Source organism: Lacticaseibacillus nasuensis JCM 17158 (genome assembly GCF_001434705.1).
In the GTDB taxonomy this organism is placed as follows: domain Bacteria; phylum Bacillota; class Bacilli; order Lactobacillales; family Lactobacillaceae; genus Lacticaseibacillus; species Lacticaseibacillus nasuensis.
On sequence record NZ_AZDJ01000035.1, the window covers coordinates 19,573 to 38,520 of the forward strand.

Annotated in this window: 16 protein-coding genes; 14 read left to right on the forward strand and 2 right to left on the reverse strand. The window is 58.9% G+C overall.

Going from position 1 to position 18,948, the window contains the following annotated elements; all coding sequences use genetic code 11:
- Window position 1: 1 nt before the first annotated feature.
- Window positions 2–943, forward strand: a complete 942-nt coding sequence (locus FD02_RS10930; RefSeq protein WP_056952324.1) for a DMT family transporter — start codon at window positions 2–4, stop codon at window positions 941–943.
- Between the two features lie 50 nt (window positions 944–993).
- Window positions 994–1,707 (forward strand): glycosyltransferase, encoded by a 714-nt coding sequence (locus FD02_RS10935; protein WP_056952328.1) that lies wholly within the window; start codon window positions 994–996, stop codon window positions 1,705–1,707.
- 109 nt (window positions 1,708–1,816) lie between these two features.
- Here the strand turns inward: FD02_RS10935 and cbpA are convergent, their stop codons facing one another.
- Both cbpA and FD02_RS10945 read right to left on the reverse strand, forming a co-directional pair.
- A complete protein-coding gene (cbpA, locus tag FD02_RS10940; protein WP_056952331.1) occupies window positions 1,817–2,482 on the reverse strand; it encodes a cyclic di-AMP binding protein CbpA in 666 nt (221 codons plus the stop codon).
- A 172-nt stretch (window positions 2,483–2,654) separates the two neighbouring features.
- Complete coding sequence (locus FD02_RS10945; protein ID WP_054723459.1) at window positions 2,655–3,632, reverse strand: L-lactate dehydrogenase; 978 nt, start codon at window positions 3,630–3,632, stop codon at window positions 2,655–2,657.
- A gap of 394 nt (window positions 3,633–4,026) precedes the next feature.
- On the opposite strand from FD02_RS10945, the gene pth reads away from it, so the two are divergent.
- The 12 genes from pth to lysS all read left to right on the forward strand — a co-directional run bounded on the left by pth (window position 4,027) and on the right by lysS (window position 18,670).
- Complete coding sequence (gene pth, locus FD02_RS10950) at window positions 4,027–4,584, forward strand: aminoacyl-tRNA hydrolase (RefSeq protein ID WP_054723460.1); 558 nt, start codon at window positions 4,027–4,029, stop codon at window positions 4,582–4,584.
- Window positions 4,585–4,593: 9 nt separating this feature from the next.
- A complete protein-coding gene (mfd, locus tag FD02_RS10955) occupies window positions 4,594–8,100 on the forward strand; it encodes a transcription-repair coupling factor (RefSeq protein WP_056952335.1) in 3,507 nt (1,168 codons plus the stop codon).
- Between the two features lie 16 nt (window positions 8,101–8,116).
- Complete coding sequence (locus FD02_RS10960) at window positions 8,117–9,685, forward strand: putative polysaccharide biosynthesis protein (protein WP_056952337.1); 1,569 nt, start codon at window positions 8,117–8,119, stop codon at window positions 9,683–9,685.
- A gap of 13 nt (window positions 9,686–9,698) precedes the next feature.
- The gene (locus tag FD02_RS10965; RefSeq protein WP_054723724.1) at window positions 9,699–9,962 is read left to right on the forward strand and encodes an RNA-binding S4 domain-containing protein; all 264 of its coding nucleotides are present in this window, start codon (window positions 9,699–9,701) and stop codon (window positions 9,960–9,962) included.
- Window positions 9,963–10,030: 68 nt separating this feature from the next.
- Window positions 10,031–10,429: an FtsB family cell division protein gene (locus tag FD02_RS10970; RefSeq protein WP_054723726.1), complete on the forward strand. Its 399-nt coding sequence runs from the start codon at window positions 10,031–10,033 to the stop codon at window positions 10,427–10,429.
- A 62-nt stretch (window positions 10,430–10,491) separates the two neighbouring features.
- A complete protein-coding gene (locus FD02_RS10975) occupies window positions 10,492–10,956 on the forward strand; it encodes a S1 domain-containing RNA-binding protein (RefSeq protein WP_054723728.1) in 465 nt (154 codons plus the stop codon).
- Window positions 10,957–11,105: 149 nt separating this feature from the next.
- A complete protein-coding gene (tilS, locus tag FD02_RS11325; RefSeq protein ID WP_056952339.1) occupies window positions 11,106–12,425 on the forward strand; it encodes a tRNA lysidine(34) synthetase TilS in 1,320 nt (439 codons plus the stop codon).
- Window positions 12,418–12,957, forward strand: coding sequence for a hypoxanthine phosphoribosyltransferase (gene hpt / locus FD02_RS10985; protein WP_054723500.1), 540 nt, complete (start codon window positions 12,418–12,420; stop codon window positions 12,955–12,957). The genes tilS and hpt overlap by 8 nt, the downstream gene beginning before the upstream one ends.
- A gap of 56 nt (window positions 12,958–13,013) precedes the next feature.
- Entirely contained in the window at window positions 13,014–15,125 is a 2,112-nt protein-coding gene (gene ftsH, locus FD02_RS10990) for an ATP-dependent zinc metalloprotease FtsH (RefSeq protein ID WP_056952342.1), read from the forward strand.
- Between the two features lie 139 nt (window positions 15,126–15,264).
- Window positions 15,265–16,158: an Hsp33 family molecular chaperone HslO gene (gene hslO / locus FD02_RS10995; RefSeq protein ID WP_054723501.1), complete on the forward strand. Its 894-nt coding sequence runs from the start codon at window positions 15,265–15,267 to the stop codon at window positions 16,156–16,158.
- Window positions 16,151–17,164 (forward strand): tRNA dihydrouridine synthase DusB, encoded by a 1,014-nt coding sequence (dusB, locus tag FD02_RS11000; RefSeq protein ID WP_054723502.1) that lies wholly within the window; start codon window positions 16,151–16,153, stop codon window positions 17,162–17,164. Before hslO ends, dusB begins: the two co-directional genes overlap by 8 nt.
- An 18-nt stretch (window positions 17,165–17,182) precedes the next feature.
- Window positions 17,183–18,670 (forward strand): lysine--tRNA ligase, encoded by a 1,488-nt coding sequence (gene lysS / locus FD02_RS11005; protein ID WP_056952346.1) that lies wholly within the window; start codon window positions 17,183–17,185, stop codon window positions 18,668–18,670.
- The last annotated feature ends 278 nt before the right edge of the window (window positions 18,671–18,948 follow it).

The following is an 18,948-nucleotide window of genomic DNA, read 5'->3' on the forward strand; positions in this document are numbered from 1 at the left end:
GTTGAAACCATTGAGTAAACGCGGCGCGACTGTGCGCGCCGCTTGTGGGACCACCATGTGGGGCGTCGGCGGCGTCTTGGCCAATCTGTTGTTCATGCACACCGCGGCGTCGCCGGCCTGGCTGGTGAGCATGCGCCTGACCTGGGCGGGCATCTTGTTGCTGGGCTTCGGCGCGGCAACGCACCAGCCGCTGTGGCGCGTGTGGCAAACCCCAGCCAAGGCCATTCGCCTGATCGTGTTCGGCGTCGTCGGCGTGGCCTTGGCGCAGTTGACCTACCTGTTGGCGATTCAAACGGGTAACGCGGCCATTGCCACCATCATGTTGTCGCTGGTGCCGATGATCATCACCGGCGTGGTGTGCCTGCGCCAGTGGCACCTGCCGCGGCGCAGCGACGCCATCGCCATCGGCATTGCCTTGATCGGGGTGGTGCTGCTGGTCACAGGGGGTCACCTGACCCAACTCCAGGTGCCACCGGCGGCCATCGGGTGGGGCGCGCTCGGCGCGGTCACCGGGGCGGCGTACACGATGGTCCCGCGGCCGCTGGTGGCGACCGAACCCCCGCTGGTCGTCGTGGGCTGGGGGCTGGTGATCGGCGCCGTCTTGATGAACGTTGTGGCGCCGGTGTGGCGCATTCCAGCCGGGATTCAGCCCTGGGGGTGGGCCGCCATCGCCTTTATCGTGCTTGGCGCGACGCTGATTGCCTACATCCTTTACGTCACGAGCCTGACGGTGCTGGCGCCGGCGTCCGCGGCCATGATCGAAAACCTCGAGCCGCTGACGGCCACGCTATTGTCGATTCTTTTTTTGGCGCTGGGCTTTCACCGCCTGCAGTTGCTGGGCATTGCGTTGGTCCTCGGCGGCATCGCGTTGATGAACTGGACGCCGCAGCCGCACCGCCACCGCGTCCGAGCCAGCCAGGCGGCCGCTCACCATATTTCTTGACGCCTGAATCATAAGGCGGAAAATAGGGGTAAAGCGCGGAGGCGACCCCGATGAAAATGACGATGATTGTACCCACCTATAACCTTGGTGATTACTTTGCCAGTTTTGCCACCAGCGTGGTGGCGCAGACTCACCCGGTCCAGCTGTGGTTGATCGACGATGCCAGCACCGATGACACCGCCACGCAGGTGCGCAACTTTGCGGCGAGGCACGGCGACTGGGTCCACGCCGTCATCCGCCGGCAACACGGCGGCCCAGGCGCGGCGCGCAACGTCGGGTTGACCCACGCCACCGGCGACGCCGTCATTTTTGTCGATGGCGACGACTTGTTGGCGCCGGAGTTCGTCGGGAGCTTGGCGGCCGGGTTTGACTGGGACGTGCAGGCAACGGCGGTGGGCTACAGCTGGTGGGGGCCCGCGCAGCATACCAGCCGCAAGTGGCAGGTGCTCAGCCAGCGCGACACGTTCGCTCAGGTGGCCACGCACGGCACCCCGGTTGGCGGCTACGTGTGGAACAAGGCCTTTCTTCTCAGCGAGTTGCGCCGGCAGCACCTGAAGTTCGAGGAGAATCTGGTGTTGGCCGAGGACTACCTCTTCACGGCCAGTTACGTCGCCCATGCGCGCGGCAACTATGCGTTTTTGCCGACGACGCTGTACACCAAGCGCAACCGGCCGAATAGTACGATCCATTCGGTCGGCTTTCGCGGCCGGGCGCAAGAAGGTGAGGTCTTTGACCGCATCCGGCGACTCGGCGAAGAAATTTAGCGTGATGAAAAAACTCGGGTAACCGAGTTTTTTTAACTCCTGGTGCAGAGTACCTGCCGAGTCCACGCCACAAAAAAATCAGCCATCACTGATGGCTGATTTTTTGTGGTTACAAGTCTTCGTCGACGCGCAACGGTTGCCCGGATTGCAGGTCATCGATTTCGACCACGCGGAAGTTCTTTTTCTCGAGCTTGGACACGATGGTGTTTAAGGTTTCTTCCGTGGTGCCGGCTGGCAAGGTGAACAAGGTGCGCCGGACGAACTCGTCGCGCTTGGCGTCAAGCGTCAGGCACCCGGAAATCGACACGTACTTGGCCAAGATCTTGCTCATGGTGGCTAAGTCGCCGCGGTCGCCGGTGGACACCACCGTCAGCACGTAGGAGCCGACGCCGATGTTCCAGGACTCGGACAGCATCGCCAGCAACTTCGAGTGGGTCAAGATGCCATAGAAGTTGGCGCTTTCGTCCAACACGGCGATGTAAGGCAGGTCCTTGATGTTGAAGAACACCTTGAAGAACGGGGCGTTCACCGGGATCGTCTTGGTGGCGTTCTTTAAGAGGTACGTCACCGGCAGGCTCATGTCGCCGCCTTGGGACTTGTGGCGGTAGATGTGCATCTTATAAATATTACCGCGGAAAATCTGACCGCTTTCGTCAAGAATTGGCACGCAGCGGAAGCCGGAATCCTCCAGCACCTTTAGCGCTTCTTCCAGCGTCACGGTTTCTTTCACGGTCGTCAAAAACTCTTTTTTGAGTACCAATGATTTTAGTAACATAGGCTTCCTCCAACGTCATTACGGATGAAAATTAAAATTTACTGATAGCAATATCATACCATAGGCTAAGCCTGGTGAACACTATCGACTTTCAAAATGAGATGATGATGAGGGTGAAAACTATTCAGGCCACAAAAAAACCCTCGCTGGGCAGGCGAGGGTTAATCGCGAATTACTGACGAGTTTCGATGTCATTCTTAGCGAATGCGTCATCGATAACTTTCTTCAGTTGGGTCGCGGACTTGTTCATGGATTCTTGTTCGTGGTCAGTCAGTGGGATTTCCAGAATGCTTTGGATCCCGTTGGCGTTGATCACGGCAGGGCTACCGATGAAGATGTCATGCTGACCATATTGGCCATCCATGTAGACGGACAGTGGCAATACGGCGTTTTCGTCATCGAGAATGGCCTTAGAAATCCGAGCCAGCGCAGTGGCGATCCCATAGAAGGTCGCACCCTTGAGCTTGATGATCTCGTAAGCGGCGTCACGCACGTTTTCGAACATGTCGACCAGCTTGCTTTCATCGATTTCTGGATGCTGCTTAACCCATTCGCTGATCTTGATCCCGCCGATGTTGGCATGGGACCATACAGGGAATTCGGTGTCACCGTGTTCACCCATGATGTAGGCGTGGACGGAACGGGCATCGACGCCAACCATCTCGGCGATGGATTGACGGAAGCGGGCAGTGTCCAAGGAAGTCCCGGAACCAACGACGCGGTTCTTCGGGAAGCCGGACAGCTTCCAAGTGGCGTAAGTCAAGATGTCAACTGGGTTAGCAGCGACCAAGAAGATGCCGTTGAAGCCGGAGTCAACGATTGGGTCAACGATGGACTTCAAAATCTTCAGGTTCTTGTTTACGAGGTCAAGGCGAGTTTCGCCCGGCTTCTGCGGGGCGCCAGCGGTGATGACAACAAGGTCAGCATCCTTAGCGTCGCTGTATTCAGCGGAGTAGATCGTCTTCGGGTCGGTGAATGGCAGCGCGTTGCTCAAGTCAATCGCGTCACCCTTCGTCTTGTCCTTAAAAATATCAACAATCCCAATTTCTTGGGCGATGCCTTGCAAAACCATTGCATAGGCATAACTTGAACCAACGGCACCATCACCAACGAGGATAACCTTTTGGTGATTCTTTTCAGCATTTGCCACGGTGATATCATCCTTTCTTATTTGCAGTTGCACAATTCGTCTGCTAGTATAACACATTTGATTTGGCGTGCCCACTTTTTCACAACGAATAACATGATGATTCATGGTGAGGCAAAGTCGGATACGCGCGTCACAACAAGGCTTTTGTGAACTCGTGAACGGAATGATTTCACTAATGGAACCGATTACAGGGCTGCTTTTCACAACATGTGGTTGGCTCAAAATAGCGCAGAATCGGCCCCGGAATGCCCGGCTTTTTTCGAATAAATTATACAGTTTGCGCTTGACACTAGTACAGAGCACTCGCCGCCGCTCTGCGCCGATATGGTATACTGAGGCCAACTAGGGCTGTGCGTTTGCAGCCTGCTTTTTTGCGTTTATTAAGGAGACTATCTTGAAGATGATCGTTGGCCTGGGCAATCCAGGCAGTAAATATGAACAAACGAAACACAATATCGGCTTTATGACCGTGGCGGAGCTGGCCAAGCAGCTCGACGTCACCTTGAGCAAGCACGAGTTCAACGCCATCACCGGCACGGCGCACGTCGGCGGCGAGAAGGTGCTCTTGGTGCAGCCGCAGACCTTCATGAACGACTCCGGCCGCGCGGTGGGCGAGCTCAAGGCCTTCTACCAGTTTCACGACGACGAGATCATGATCATCCAAGACGACATGGACATGGCCATGGGCCGCGTGCGGCTGCGGCAACGCGGCAGCGCCGGCGGCCATAACGGGATCAAGTCCATCATTAATGTGTTAGGCACCCAGGATTTTTACCGACTGAAAATCGGCATCCAGCACCCGCAAAAACAACGCGTCGTCGATTGGGTGCTCACGCCGTTCACTGAGGCGGATGCCGCGTTGATCAATGCCGGCATCGACCGCGCGTGTGCGGCGCTGACCGATTGGATCAACGGGGAAACCGTGGCGCAGCTCATGAACCAGTACAACTAAGGAGGCACCATGGATCTCATCGGCTGGCTCGGACAAGTTCCGGCCTTACAAACACTGTGGCCTCAGCTTGGCGCCGGGCGCCACATGGTCACCGGGCTCAGCGGCTCGGCGAAGACCTTGATGCTGGCCAGTGCCTTAGAGGCGAGTGACCGCCAACTCATCGTCGTCGAGAATAATCGCTTCCACGCCTCGGAACTGGCCACGGACTTGACCAGCCTCTTAGGCGCCGATTTGGTGTGGCCATTTCCCGTTGAAGACGTCTTAGCCGCCGAGGTGGCGGTGAGCTCGCCTGACAGCCGCAACGAGCGCATCAACGCGTTGGACTGGCTGCAAACGGGGCACCCCGGCATTTTGGTGACGAGTTTAGCCGGCTTGAAGCGCCTGTTACCGCCGCCTGATGCTTGGCAACAAGCGACCTTGACCCTGTCCATGAACAGCGACATCGACCCGCAACGCTTGGCGACGCAGCTGGTGGCGATGGGGTACAGCCGCGACACCTTGGTTGGCACCCCCGGCCAGTTCGCCATTCGCGGCGGCATCATCGACATTTACCCGTTGAACCAAGACAACCCGGTGCGCATCGAGCTGTTTGACACCGAGGTGGATTCGCTGCGCAGTTTTGACATGGGCACCCAACGCAGCATCGCCAATCTCGAGTCGGTCGTGATTCCGCCGGCCACGGATTTGATCGCCGACCACGCCCGGCTAGTGGCCACCGGCGAGCGTCTGGCGCATGCCGCCACGGCGGCCAAGGCCAAGGCGAAGACCAAAGAGGCCAAGCAAGGCATTACCAATGGGGCGTTGGCCGCCGCGGCGTTACTGCAAAGCGGCGAGCGGCCGGAGCAACTGGGCGCCTATGCCGACGTGTTGTATCCAGAAGGCACCCGGCTGGTGGATTACGTCCAGCCGGCGGCCTTATTTGTCTTCGATGAATACGCCCGCATCCTCGACAGCGACGTCACCTTGTTGCAAGACACCTTGGATTGGGCAACGGGCCTGCAAACCAGCGGCATGCGCGTCAGCGAGTGGCCCAACCCGGCCATTCAAGACCTGGTGCACCACAGCAAGCACCCGCAGCTGTACCTGAATCTGTTCCAGAAGGGCATGGGCAACCTGCGGCTGGATTCACTGACCAACGTGGCGTCGCGCGACGTCCAGCAGTTTTTCAGCCAAATGCCGCTCTTGAAAACCGAAACCGACCGCTGGCGCAAGCAGCACCAAACGGTCGTCTTTTTGGTGCAAACCAAGGCGCGAGCCGAGAAGCTCAGCGAGACGCTGCGCGATTTTGAAATCGACAGCGTGATTAGCGAACCTGAGGAGATCTTGCCCAACGCCGTGCAGGTCGTCGTCGGCACGCTGCAAAACGGCTTCGAGCTGCCGGATTCAAAACTCGTCGTCGTCACCGAACACGAGCTGTATAACCAACAACCCAAGCGCCACGCCCGCCACCAAACCCTGGCCAACGCCGAGCGCCTGCGTAGCTACACCGAGCTGACCCCCGGCGACTACGTGGTTCACGTCAACCACGGGATTGGGCAATACGTCGGCATGCAGACTTTAGAAGTCGACGGCGTGCACCAAGACTACATCACCATCTTGTACCAAAAAGGCGACAAGCTGTTCATTCCCGTGTCGCAACTGCACCTGGTGCAAAAATACGTCGCCTCCGAAGGCAAGAAGCCCAAGATCAACAAGCTCGGCGGCGCGGAATGGCAGAAAACTAAGCGCCGCGTTGCCGCCAAGATTGAAGACATCGCCGACGACTTGATCAAGCTGTATGCCGCGCGGGAGGCCGAGCCAGGCTTTGCCTTCGCCCCGGACGATGACTTGCAGCGGGCCTTTGAGGCCGAGTTCCCGTATCCGGAAACCCCGGACCAGCTGCGCTCCGTGAAGGAGATCAAGCGCGACATGGAGAAGCCGCGCCCGATGGACCGGCTGTTGGTCGGGGATGTCGGCTTCGGCAAAACCGAGGTCGCCTTGCGCGCCGCGTTTAAGGCCGTGGAGAACAACAAGCAGGTGGCCATTTTGGTGCCGACGACGATTTTGGCCCAGCAGCACTTCGACACGATGAGCGACCGCTTCGCCGATTTTCCGGTGTCGATTGGCATGCTGTCGCGCTTTCGCACCAAGGCGCAAATCAAAGAAACCATTGCCGGCTTGAAGAACGGCTCGGTGGACATTGTCGTCGGCACCCACCGGCTGTTGTCCAAGGACATTCAGTTCAAGCAGCTCGGCCTGTTGGTCATCGACGAGGAGCAGCGCTTCGGCGTCAAGCACAAGGAGCGCATCAAGGCGCTGCGGCAAAACGTCGACGTCTTGACGCTGACGGCCACGCCGATTCCGCGGACCTTGAACATGTCGATGCTCGGCGTGCGCGACCTCAGCGTCATCGAAACGCCGCCGACCAACCGCTATCCGATTCAGACCTTTGTCATGGAACAAAACGCCGGCGTCTTGCGCGAGGCCATCGAGCGCGAGCTGGAGCGCGGCGGCCAGGTGTTTTACCTGCACAACCGCGTGGCCGACATTGAGCGCACCGTCGACCAGTTGCAGCAATTGGTGCCCAGTGCGACGATTGCCTATGCCCACGGGCAAATGACGGAGACCCAGCTGGAAAACGTCATCTACGACTTCATTCACGGCGCCTATGACGTCTTGGTCACCACCACCATCATCGAAACCGGCGTCGACATGCCCAATGTCAACACGTTGATCATCGAAGACGCGGATCACTATGGCCTCTCCCAGTTGTATCAGTTGCGGGGCCGGATCGGCCGCTCGAGCCGAGTGGCGTTCGCCTACTTCATGTACCAGCCCAACCGCGTCTTGACCAGCGAGGCCGAAAAGCGGCTGCAGGCCATCAAGGACTTTACCGAGCTGGGCAGCGGCTTTAAGATTGCCATGCGCGACTTGGCCATTCGTGGCGCCGGCAACCTCTTAGGGTCCCAGCAGCACGGCTTCATCGACTCGGTGGGGTATGACCTGTACACCCAGATGCTGGGGGACGCCGTGGCCGAAAAGCGCGGCAAAACCAAGGCCGCGCCGACCACCGACACCGAGGTGGAGCTGGACATCGAGGCCTACCTGCCGGACAGCTACGTCAGCGACTCGCGCCAGAAAATCGAGCTGTACAAACGCATGCGGGAAATCACCAACCAGGCGCAAGAAGACGAGCTGGTGGCCGATTTAATCGACCGCTTCGGCGATTACCCACCGGCCGTGGCCAACTTGTTGGCCGTGACGCACCTCAAGCGCTTCGCCGACCGCGGCCAAGTGGTGAAGATTCGCCGCGACCAGCAGCAGTTGTTCATCGACTTGACCCCGGCGGCCAGCGCGAAGCTCCAAGGCACCCCGGTATTTGAGGTGCTTCAACACACGACGCTGAAGGCGCGGGTGGGGATGCCTGAGCAAACCATGCGCATCACCTTGACCGTGCCCGCCGCGATGACGACAGCGGATTGGCTGCACGAACTCAGCGAAGTCCTCGAGGCCCTGGCCACAGTCGTCGCCCCTTAACCAGAAAGGAGCCGGCATGCAAAATCGGCAAATGAAGCGCCTGATGGCCGGTGCCTGGGCCTTATCAGTGGCGACCTTGATCGCCAAGGTCCTGAGCGCCGTGTATCGCGTCCCGTTTCAAAACATGGTGGGCGACACCGGCTTTTACGTGTACCAGCAGGTGTACCCGCTGTATGGCATCGGCATGACCTTCGCGTTGTCCGGGTTTCCCGTGTTTATTTCCAAGGTCGTCGCTGAGGCGGCCGAGCCCGCCGAGCAGGCGCAAGTGGCGCACCGGCTGATGGTGTTGCTGAGTTGGCTGGCCGGGGCCACGTTTATCGCCTTGGAGCTCGGCGCCGGTTTGATCGCCACTTGGATGGGCGATGGCGACCTCGCCGACCTCATCCAAACCGTCGCCTTCATGTTTTTGGTGATGCCGCTGTTGGCCACGATTCGCGGCTACTACCAAGGCACTTACGATATGACCAAAACGGCCGTCAGCCAGGTGGTTGAACAAGTCGTGCGCGTGGCGGTGATTTTGCTGGCGGCTTGGCTCGCCGGGCGCCTGGGGTGGTCGGTTTACCAAATGGGGGCCATCGCCATGAGCGGGGCGTTTTTCGGCGGCGCCGCGGCGCTAGTTGTCATCGTGCCGGCGTATTGGCGCGTGGTGGCCACCCAGCGCTTTACCTGGCCGGGGTGGGCGGCTTATCGTCAATTGGCCGGCCGCCTCGTGCGCGAAGGCGGCTTGATTGCCATGTTTGCGGCGATGGTGGTGTTGCTGCAGCTGATCGATAGCTTCACGGTCACCAAGGGCCTCGTTGCCGCCGGGGTGGACCCGGCCGTGGCCAAGGCGCTAAAAGGGGTCTATGACCGCGGTCAGCCGCTCGTGCAACTCGGCTTGGTGGTGGCCACGGCGCTGTCGACGAGCCTGCTGCCCGGGCTAGCCACCGCCTTTGTCCAGCGGCAACAGGCGGCGTTTGTCGGCACCGCCCAGCGCCTGGTGCGCTTCACCCAGGTGATGGCCGTGGCTGCCACGGCGGGATTGATTGCCATCATGCCGGCGGTGAATTGGTTGCTGTTTGGCGACACGGCTGGTACATTGACCCTACAGGTCTACGTCGTTGCCATCTTATTGGTGGCGTTGATCAACGCCGATGCCGCGATCTTGCAAAGCAGCAATCAGTTCGCCAAGGCCGGCTGGGCGTTGGCCATCGGGCTGGTGGTGAAACTCGTCGCCACGCCGCCCTTGGTCCGCCTCACCGGCACGATGGGGGCGGCGGCGGCCACGGTGTTGGCGCTGGGGGTGATTGGCCTCTTGACGCATCTACAGCTGCCGGCGCCGATCACGGCGCGGCGGCGGGATCACTTCTTGGCCAAGCTCGGCTTGTGCACCGGCGTCATGGTCCTGGTGGTCGCGCTGACGCTGGCGTGGTGGCCGTTGACCAGCCGGCTGGCGGCGTTGTTGCAAAGCGGCGTCGGCGTTCTCGTTGGCTTAGTTAGTTTTATTGGTGCGGCCAGTGCGGTCCGCCTCTTGTCCATTCGCGAAGTGTTGGCCTTGCCATTTGGCCGGCGGCTGTTGAAGGCGCTGCGGCGACACCGATCGTGACGAAAGGAAACTCATGCGATTAGATAAATTTTTAAAGGTCTCTCGAATCATCAAGCGGCGCACCGTCGCCAAGGAAATTGCCGACAAAGGGCGCATTACCATTAACGATAAGGTGGCTAAGTCTAGCTCCGACGTCAGCGTCGGGGACACCTTGGTGGTGGCGTTTGGCAACAAAACGTTGACGGTTAAGGTGACGGCCTTACTGGAAACGACGAAAAAGGATGCCGCAGGGGAAATGTACGAGATTGTCAGTGAAACTTATAAGGAAAATTACTGACCGCTCCCTGCTGAAGTGACCCGGAATTTGTTATACTAGCAGTATCAATCCGGAAAAGAGGGAGCCAGATGCAACAACCGGCGAAGATTCATCAACTACGGCCTCAGCAACCTGCGGCCCCGACCAAGCCCAGCTTGGCGGCGCAGCGGGCCCACCGCGTGCACCGGCGGCGACTGGTCCTATTATTGGCCACGTTCGCCTTGGTGGTGGCGGTTGGCGTCGGCGCGTTTATTCACACGCAACGTGCGATTGCCCACAGCCGCACCACGGTTGCGTCTGCCCAGCACACCTTGAAGAAAACCAAGGCGACCAAGGCCGCCTTAAAGATTCAAATCAACCAGTTAAACGATGAAGACTACCTGATGAAGCTGGTGCGGGAGAAGTATCTGGTGTCGAAGAAAGGCGAAACGGTCTTCGCTTTGCCGGGTCTCGCCGCCAGTCCCACCACCACGAGCACAGACAAATAGCGCCGCATCGTGGTATACTACACGAATGTTGCAAGTTTCCCACGAGGAGGATTTTTAGGTATATGGCACTTGAAATTGGCGCAAAGGTCACGGGCAAGGTCACAGGGATCACGAACTTTGGCGCCTTTGTCGATTTAGGAGAGGGCAAGTCCGGCCTGGTGCACATCAGCGAGATTTCCGATGGGTACGTTAAGGATATTCACGACGTCTTGAGCCTCGGGGATGAAGTCACCGTGGTGGTGGTGAGCATCAAGGACGGGAAGATTGGCCTATCGATTCGTAAGGCCCAGCCTCATCCCGCCGGTGCCGCCCCGTCGCACCAAAGCCACGCGCCGGCGCAGCACCATGCCGCTAGCCGGCCGGCACCGCGCCGTGATAGCCACGCCAGCAATCATCACGATGCGCCGGACAAGGGCGATTTTGATTCGCTGATGTCCGGGTTTCTTAAGGAAAGTGAAGATCGGCTGAGCAGCCTGCGTAAGAACACCGAAGGTAAGCGCGGCGGTCGCGGCGGCCGCCGCAATTAACAGCAATGAGCCTCGAGACACATCATCACGATGTCGCCTTGAGGCTCATTCTTGACTGCGACACCTTGTCATAATCAGTCTAAAGGCTGGGGACCGCCTGTTGGGAAAATGCTAAGGTGGCCATACCCGCCTGAGAAAGGGGAGCCGTGATGGAATCCATGCAGCAGCTGTTGGCGCCGTTTCACCTGGCACCAGGGACCAAAATCGTCGTCGCCGTGTCCGGTGGCGTTGACTCGATGGTGTTGCTCACGCTGCTGGCTCGCCTGCCCGGCCGGCCCTACCCGCTGACGGTGGCGCACTTTAACCACCAGCTGCGCGCCGAAAGCGCCGCCGAGGCGGCGCTGGTGCAGGCGTATGCCACACGTCTTGGCGTGCCGGTGCAAACCGGCTCGTGGCCGGTGGCGGCGCACCCTGCCACCGGCGTGGAGGCCGCGGCTCGCCAAGCCCGGTACGCGTTTTTGCACCGGGTGGCCCAAGACGTCGGGGCGACGGTCATCATGACGGCGCATCACGCCGACGATCAGGCTGAGACCGTGTTGTTTCGCCTGGCGCGCTCGGGCGCCAGCGCCGCCATGAGCGGCATCTCGCCGGCGCGATTAAGCGCCGGCGTTCGCCTCTTGCGACCGCTGTTGCCGCTCAGCAAGGCCGAGCTGCGCGCCTATGCCGAAAGCCATCAGGTGCCGAGCATGGAAGACGCCAGCAACGCCAATCAGCACTTTAGCCGCAACCACTTGCGCGCCGCCGTGATGCCTGCCTTAAAGCAGGAGAACCCAGGCCTGCTGACGCACGTGACGCGGTTTACCACCGAGCAGCGCGGCCTCTTGGCCTTAGCCCAACCGGCGTTGAACCAGCTGGTCGCCAGTGTGCAAACCCCCACCGGGGCGGACTGGCGCGGGGTAATGGACCAGCCGGCAGCGGTGCAGGCCCTCGTTTTGCAGCGGGTGCTCGCTGCCAGCGGCCCGCGGCTGGCCTGGGCGACGCAGCAGCAGGTGTTGACGGCGCTCGCCACCACCGGCCGCCGGTTGTTTGCCGTTGGTCAGCGCCACCTGATCGTGGCGAACCACACGCTGACTTGGGCGGCGGCCGCCGTGGCGGCCGCACCGCGCCTGTTGCGACCCGGGGAGTGGCACCAACTCTCGGCCACCATGGCGCTTGCGTTGGCTCAGGCGGCCCCGCCGGCGACGGCTTGGGTCGTGCCGGTGAGCGCTGAACCGTTGGTGTTGCGGCACCGCCAGCCGGGGGATCGGCTGCACTTAGCCGATGGCCACCATCAGCTGTTGCGCCGGTGGTTCATCAACCACAAGGTCCCGGCGGCGCAGCGCGCCAGCTGGTGGGTGATCGCCCATGGCCACGCGGTGGTGTGGTGCCAAGGAATTGCGCCAGCTCAATTGTTTCAACGCGTTGATACTGATATACTTCAACCTGTGATTGCTTGTCGATTAACGGATGAAGGAGTTAGCGATGAATGACGATATTTTAAAAGTGTTGTATTCAACCGCCGAGATCAACGCGATCATCAAGCGGTTAGCCGGTGAAATCAAACGTGACTACGCCAGGAAGAATCCGTTAGTGGTCTGTATTTTAAAAGGCGCCATCATGTTCACCACCGACTTGGTGCGGGCCATCGATGACTACTGTGAAATCGACTTTATGGATGTGTCCAGTTACGGCGACGCCACGGAAAGTAGCGGCGAAGTCAAGATCATCAAGGACCTCGACACGAGCGTCAAAGGGCGCGACGTCTTGATCGTCGAAGACATCGTCGACACCGGGCGGACCTTGTCGTACCTGATGAAGTTGTTCAAGACCCGCGACGCGAATTCCGTGAAGATCTGCACGCTGATGGATAAAACCGAGCGGCGCGTCGTGGAAGTTCATGCCGATTACGTTGGGACCACCGTGCCCAACGAGTTCGTGGTCGGCTACGGGCTTGATTATGCTGAACGCTATCGTAACCTCCCGTACATTGGGGTGTTGCGTCCGACAGTTTATGAGAACTAACCACACTTGGACGTGCATGTAGTAAGATAGAGAGATAATGTTGCTGGAGGTTTTGCATGAATAAAAAACAAAATGGGTTATTTAGCAGCACACTGACCTACGTCATCTTGTTTGTGTTGCTGGTAACCGGGTTTGCGGTGTACCTGCGCGATAGTGGCGGTAGCCAGACGCAAGAGCTGCAATCAAGCCAATTCGTCAGCGCGCTGAAGAAAAACGAAGTGAAATCCTTCGAACTGCAGCCGTCAGGTGGCGTCTATAAAGTAACCGGGGAATACCGGCAGGCCAAGAAGGTCAGCGGCGGCAACGACTCGCTGAGCCTCTTTGGTAGCCAGTCCAGTACCACCAAGACGTTTTCCGCGTACATTCCGACGAATGATTCGCTGCTGAACACGATTCAAAAAACCGCCGAGGACAACTCGGTGAAAACTAACACGGCCGCCGAGTCGAATTCAAGCGTCTGGGTCAGCCTGTTGCTGACCGTCTTGCCACTGGTCATTTTCATGGTGTTCTTCTACATGATGATGAACCAAGCCGGGCAAGGCGGCGGCAACGGCCGGGTGATGAACTTCGGCAAGTCCAAGGCCAAGCAAGCCGACAAGAAGGCCAACAAGGTCCGCTTCTCGGATGTCGCCGGCGAAGAAGAGGAGAAACAAGAACTCGTCGAAGTCGTCGAATTCTTGAAGGATCCGCGTAAGTTCTCCGCGTTAGGCGCTCGCATTCCAGCCGGGGTGCTCCTCGAGGGGCCTCCTGGTACTGGTAAAACCTTGCTCGCCAAGGCCGTTGCCGGTGAAGCCGGCGTACCGTTCTTCTCGATTTCTGGGTCTGACTTCGTCGAAATGTTCGTCGGGGTCGGGGCCAGCCGAGTCCGGGACCTCTTCGAACAGGCCAAGAAAAACGCGCCAGCCATCATCTTCATCGATGAAATCGATGCCGTTGGGCGCCAACGTGGTGCCGGCATGGGCGGTGGCCACGACGAACGGGAACAAACCTTGAACCAGTTGCTGGTTGAAATGGACGGGTTTACCGGGAACGAAGGCGTCATCGTGATGGCCGCCACCAACCGGTCCGATGTCCTCGATCCGGCCTTACTGCGGCCAGGGCGTTTCGACCGGAAGATTCTGGTGGGCCAGCCCGACGTCAAGGGCCGTGAAGCCATTTTGAAGGTTCACTCCAAGAACAAGCCGTTGGCGGCCGATGTCGACTTGAAGGAAATCGCCCGCACCACCCCAGGTTTTGTCGGGGCGGATCTGGAAAACCTGCTGAACGAAGCGGCCTTAGTTGCCGCGCGGCGGGGCAAGAAGGAAATCGATGCCAGTGACATCGACGAAGCCGAGGACCGCGTCGTTGCCGGGCCGGCGAAGAAGGACCGCGTCATGAGTGATAAGGACCGGCAAATGGTCGCCTATCACGAAGCCGGCCACGCCGTCATCGGGTTGGTGCTGTCGGATTCTCGCGTTGTGCGGAAGGTCACCATCATTCCGCGGGGCCGCGCCGGCGGTTACGCGATCACCTTGCCGAAGGAAGATCAGTTCATGCTGACCAAAAAGGACATGCAGGAACAGATTGCCGGCTTAATGGGTGGCCGGACGGCTGAAGAAATCATCTTCGGCGTCGAAGCCACCGGGGCCTCCAACGACTTCGAACAGGCCACCAACATGGCCCGCGCGATGATCACCCAATACGGGATGAGCGATCGCATCGGCACAGTGACCCTGGAGTCTAACGGCCAGCCATTCGTCGGCGCCAATTACGGTCAGATGCCGCCATACTCGCAGGAAACGGCCGCGGCCGTGGACGACGAGATTCGCCGCATCATCGACGAAGGCCACAAGCGCGCCTACGACATCATTCAAAGCCATCGCGAACAGCACAAAGCCATTGCCGAGGCGCTGCTGAAGTACGAGACGTTGAACGAAAAGGAAATCCTCGAGATTTTCAACACCGGGAAGATGCCTGACAAGCAACAAGACCAATTCCCAAGTGAAACCGCCGCGTCGTTTGAGGAAGCTAAGAAGGCCCTCGAGCAAAAAGACGCCGCCAAGCAAAGTGAAACCACCAGCACGACGGACAGCGAGTCAACCAGTACCGCTGCCAGCACGAGTGATAGTGAAACCACTGCGCCTAGCGTTTCCGAATCGAGCAGCACGACGCCCGATCACGAAATCTAGTGGCAGTTTGCTGATGACAACCCTGGCTCTGCGAGCCGGGGTTGTTTTGTCGCTTCGGGGGCTTCTAGCATCCGCGGCGGCTTTCTGGTATGATATTGGCGTTTACGGATGACGCGTGACAAGTGGAAAGGAAGCAATCATGACGGATCAATTAGTGACCGCTGTCTCCACAGATGGCGCGTTTCGGATTTTTACGGTGGACGCCAGTGCGACGGTGGGGGAAGCGCAACGGCGCCACGCCACACTACCTACCGCCACGGCAGCCCTCGGGCGGACGCTCATCGGCACCAGTTTGTTAGCCGCGGCGGGGTTGAAGGATGACCAAGGCCTGATCACGGTGCGGATCAAAGGGGACGGCCCGGTTGGTGCCATCATCGCCGATGGTACGGCCAAGGGAACGGTGCGCGGCTACGTGCAAAACCCGCAGGTCAACCTGCCGTTGAACGTGGTGGGCAAGCTCGACGTCGCCCGCGCTGTGGGTAAACGCGGCTTATTGGCTGTGACCAAGGACCTCGGCGTCGGCGAACCGTTCACGGGGCAGGTACCGCTGGTGTCCGGTGAGCTCGGAGAGGATTTTGCCTATTACCTGGCCAAGTCCGAACAGATTCCTGCCGCGGTGGGGTTGTCCGTGTTCGTCAATGCCGATGGCTCGGTGAAAGTGGCCGGTGGCTTCATGGTGCAGGCCTTGCCCGGCGCCAGTGACCAGGCGTTGACGGCGTTAGAGACGAACGTGAAGACGTTACCGCTGGTTTCTGAGCTGCTTAAGGCCGGCGTTAGTGCCGAAGGATTGGTGGGCCGCGTGATGGGGGCCACTCCGGTAAAAGTACTCGAGCGGCGGCCGCTGAGTTTTGCCTGCACCTGCAGCAAGGACCACTTTGCTGAGGTGATGGCGACGCTGGCCCCTCGCGAGTTGACCCAGATGATTGAAGAAGACCATGGTGCCGAGGTGACCTGCAAGTTTTGTGGCGCCCAGTACCACTATAGTGAAGCAGAGTTAACCAGCATCAAGAAACGGAGTGAAGCACATGACTGATGATTTAAGTTGGCAAATCGGCAACGTGACGATTCCGAACCGGGTCGTCGTGGCCCCCATGGCCGGGGTGACCAACGCGGCGTTTCGCGTGACGGCTAAGGAGTTCGGCGCGGGATTGGTTGTGTGTGAAATGATCAGCGACCGCGGCATCATGTATCACAATGCCAAGACGCTGAGCATGTTGTTCGTGGATCCGCGTGAGCACCCAATTTCCATTCAGATTTTCGGTGGCACCAAGGAAACGTTGGTCAACGCGGCGAAGTTCGTTGCGGAAAACACACCGGCAGACATCATCGATATCAACATGGGCTGCCCCGTGCCGAAAGTCACCAAGACCGATGCCGGCGCTCACTGGCTCTTAGACCCCAACAAGGTCTACGAAATGGTCGCCGCTGTGGTGGACGCCGTAGACAAACCGGTGACGGTGAAGATGCGGACCGGCTGGGACGAAGACCACGTGTATGCGGTGGAGAATGCCTTGGCGGCCGAGCGGGCCGGGGCGGCGGCTTTGGCCATGCACGGCCGGACGCGCAAGCAGCTGTACAGCGGCCACGCCGACTGGGATATTCTTAAGCAGGTGGCAAGCAAGCTGACCATTCCGTTCATGGGCAACGGTGACGTGCGGACCCCGCAAGACGCCAAGCGCATGCTGACGGAAGTCGGGGCCGATGCCGTGATGATCGGCCGCGCCGCCTTGGGCAACCCTTGGCTGTTGCAGCAGGTCGAGACCTATCTGCGCACCGGCGAGTTGATTCCAGAGCCAACGCCTCGCGAGAAAATCCAGACGGCCAAGCTCCAGTTGCACCGGCTGGTGGAACTCAAGGGCGAGCACCTGGCCGTGCGGGAATTCCGCTCTCAAGCGGCGTACTACCTCAAGGGTATCCCGCGGGCGGCTCGGACCAAAAATGCGGTCAACTCGGTCGACACGGAACAAGCAGTAGACGATATTTTCGATGAATTTGTGGCAACGACGGAAGCGCGACTCGCCGAAGGGCACGTGCGTTAGAGAAACGGAGGAACTGTGGTGGCAAAGCAACAAGGCGAATTGAATGATCAAATGCAGGCCCGGCGAGAGAAGATGGATGCCTTACGGGAAGCCGGAATCGATCCATTCGGGCACCGGTTTGACCGCACGGCGCTGGCAGCAGACGTGCATGCCCAGTATGATGACGAAACCAAGGAAGACTTACTCGAAGCTGGGCACGAGGTCGTGATCGCCGGGCGGATGATGTCCAAACGCGGCAAGGGGAAGGTCGGCTTTGCCGATTTTCGCGACCGTAGCGGGCGTATTCAGGTCTATGTGCGCAAGGACCGAGTCGGTGAAGACAACTATCAAATCTTTAAGAAGGCCGACTTGGGAGACTTTCTCGGCATCGCCGGGGATGTCATGAAGACGGACTCCGGTGAGTTGACTATTCGGGCCAGTCACGTCACGCACCTGAGTAAGGCGTTGCGGCCACTACCCGATAAGTACCACGGGTTGACCAACGTTGAACAGATCTATCGCCAGCGTTACCTCGACTTGATTGCTAACCCCGACAGTTTTGACCGCTTTGTGCGCCGGAGTAAAATCATTAGCGCGGTGCGTGAATACTTGGATAGTAATGGCTTTCTAGAAGTAGAGACCCCGGTGTTGCATAATCAAGCCGGTGGGGCGAATGCGCGGCCATTCATCACGCACCATAATGCCTTGGATATCGATTTATACTTGCGGATCGCCTTGGAGCTGCACCTCAAGCGCCTGATTGTCGGCGGCATGGAGCGCGTCTACGAGATTGGGCGCGTATTCCGTAACGAAGGGATCGATACCAAGCACAACCCGGAGTTCACGGAGCTGGAAACATACGCCGCCTACTGGGATTTGACGGATGTGATGACGGAAACGGAAGGCATTTTCCGGTTTGCTGCGCAAAAGGTGCTGGGCTCTGGCCAGATTACCTACCAAGGCCAAGCCATTGATTTAGCTGCGCCGTTTGCTCGGGTGCACATGGTGGACGCCATTAAGGCCGCCACCGGGGTGGACTTCTGGGAACCGATGGACGCTGCGGCGGCGCGCGAGCTGGCGACCAAGCACGGCGTCAAGTTTGAACCGTACTGGACGACGGGCCATATCATCAACGCCTTTTTCGAAACCTTCGTAGAAGACACACTGACGCAGCCAACGTTTGTTTACGGGCATCCCATCGAGGTGTCGCCACTGGCTAAGAAGAGCCAGCGCGACCCGCGGTTCGTGGATCGCTTCGAGCTGTTTATCGGTGGCAATGAGTACGCCAATGCCTTTACGGAACTGAATGATCCCATCGATCAACGCCAGCGGTTTGAGGCGCAAGCCAAGGAACGCACGGAAGGCAACGACGAGGCGCAAGGCATCGACGAGGATTACATCGAAGCGCTGGAGTATGGCATGCCGCCAACAGGGGGTCTAGGGATCGGTATCGATCGGTTAGTGATGTTACTGACGGATGCTGCTTCGATTCGCGATGTCCTTCTATTTCCTACGTTACGCCCATAATGACAGCAAGCAGCCAACTTGGCTGCTTTTTGTTTATCCGGATGATATCGGTATTGTTAACGAGAACCAGGCGCGATTTACAGACGAAATTGTACTAGCTTAATGAAACGTTCGGAAGCACAGATTACCTTAAAAAACAGTTGACGCTATGCGGTTTGGTTGATATTATAGAAAACGTCGTCAAGGCGATTGACGCTGCTTTTCAGCGCCAGATTGACGGCGGGTAGTCCTTTGAAAACTGAACAAAGTTTCGTAAATGTGATAGGGCTTTTCGATTT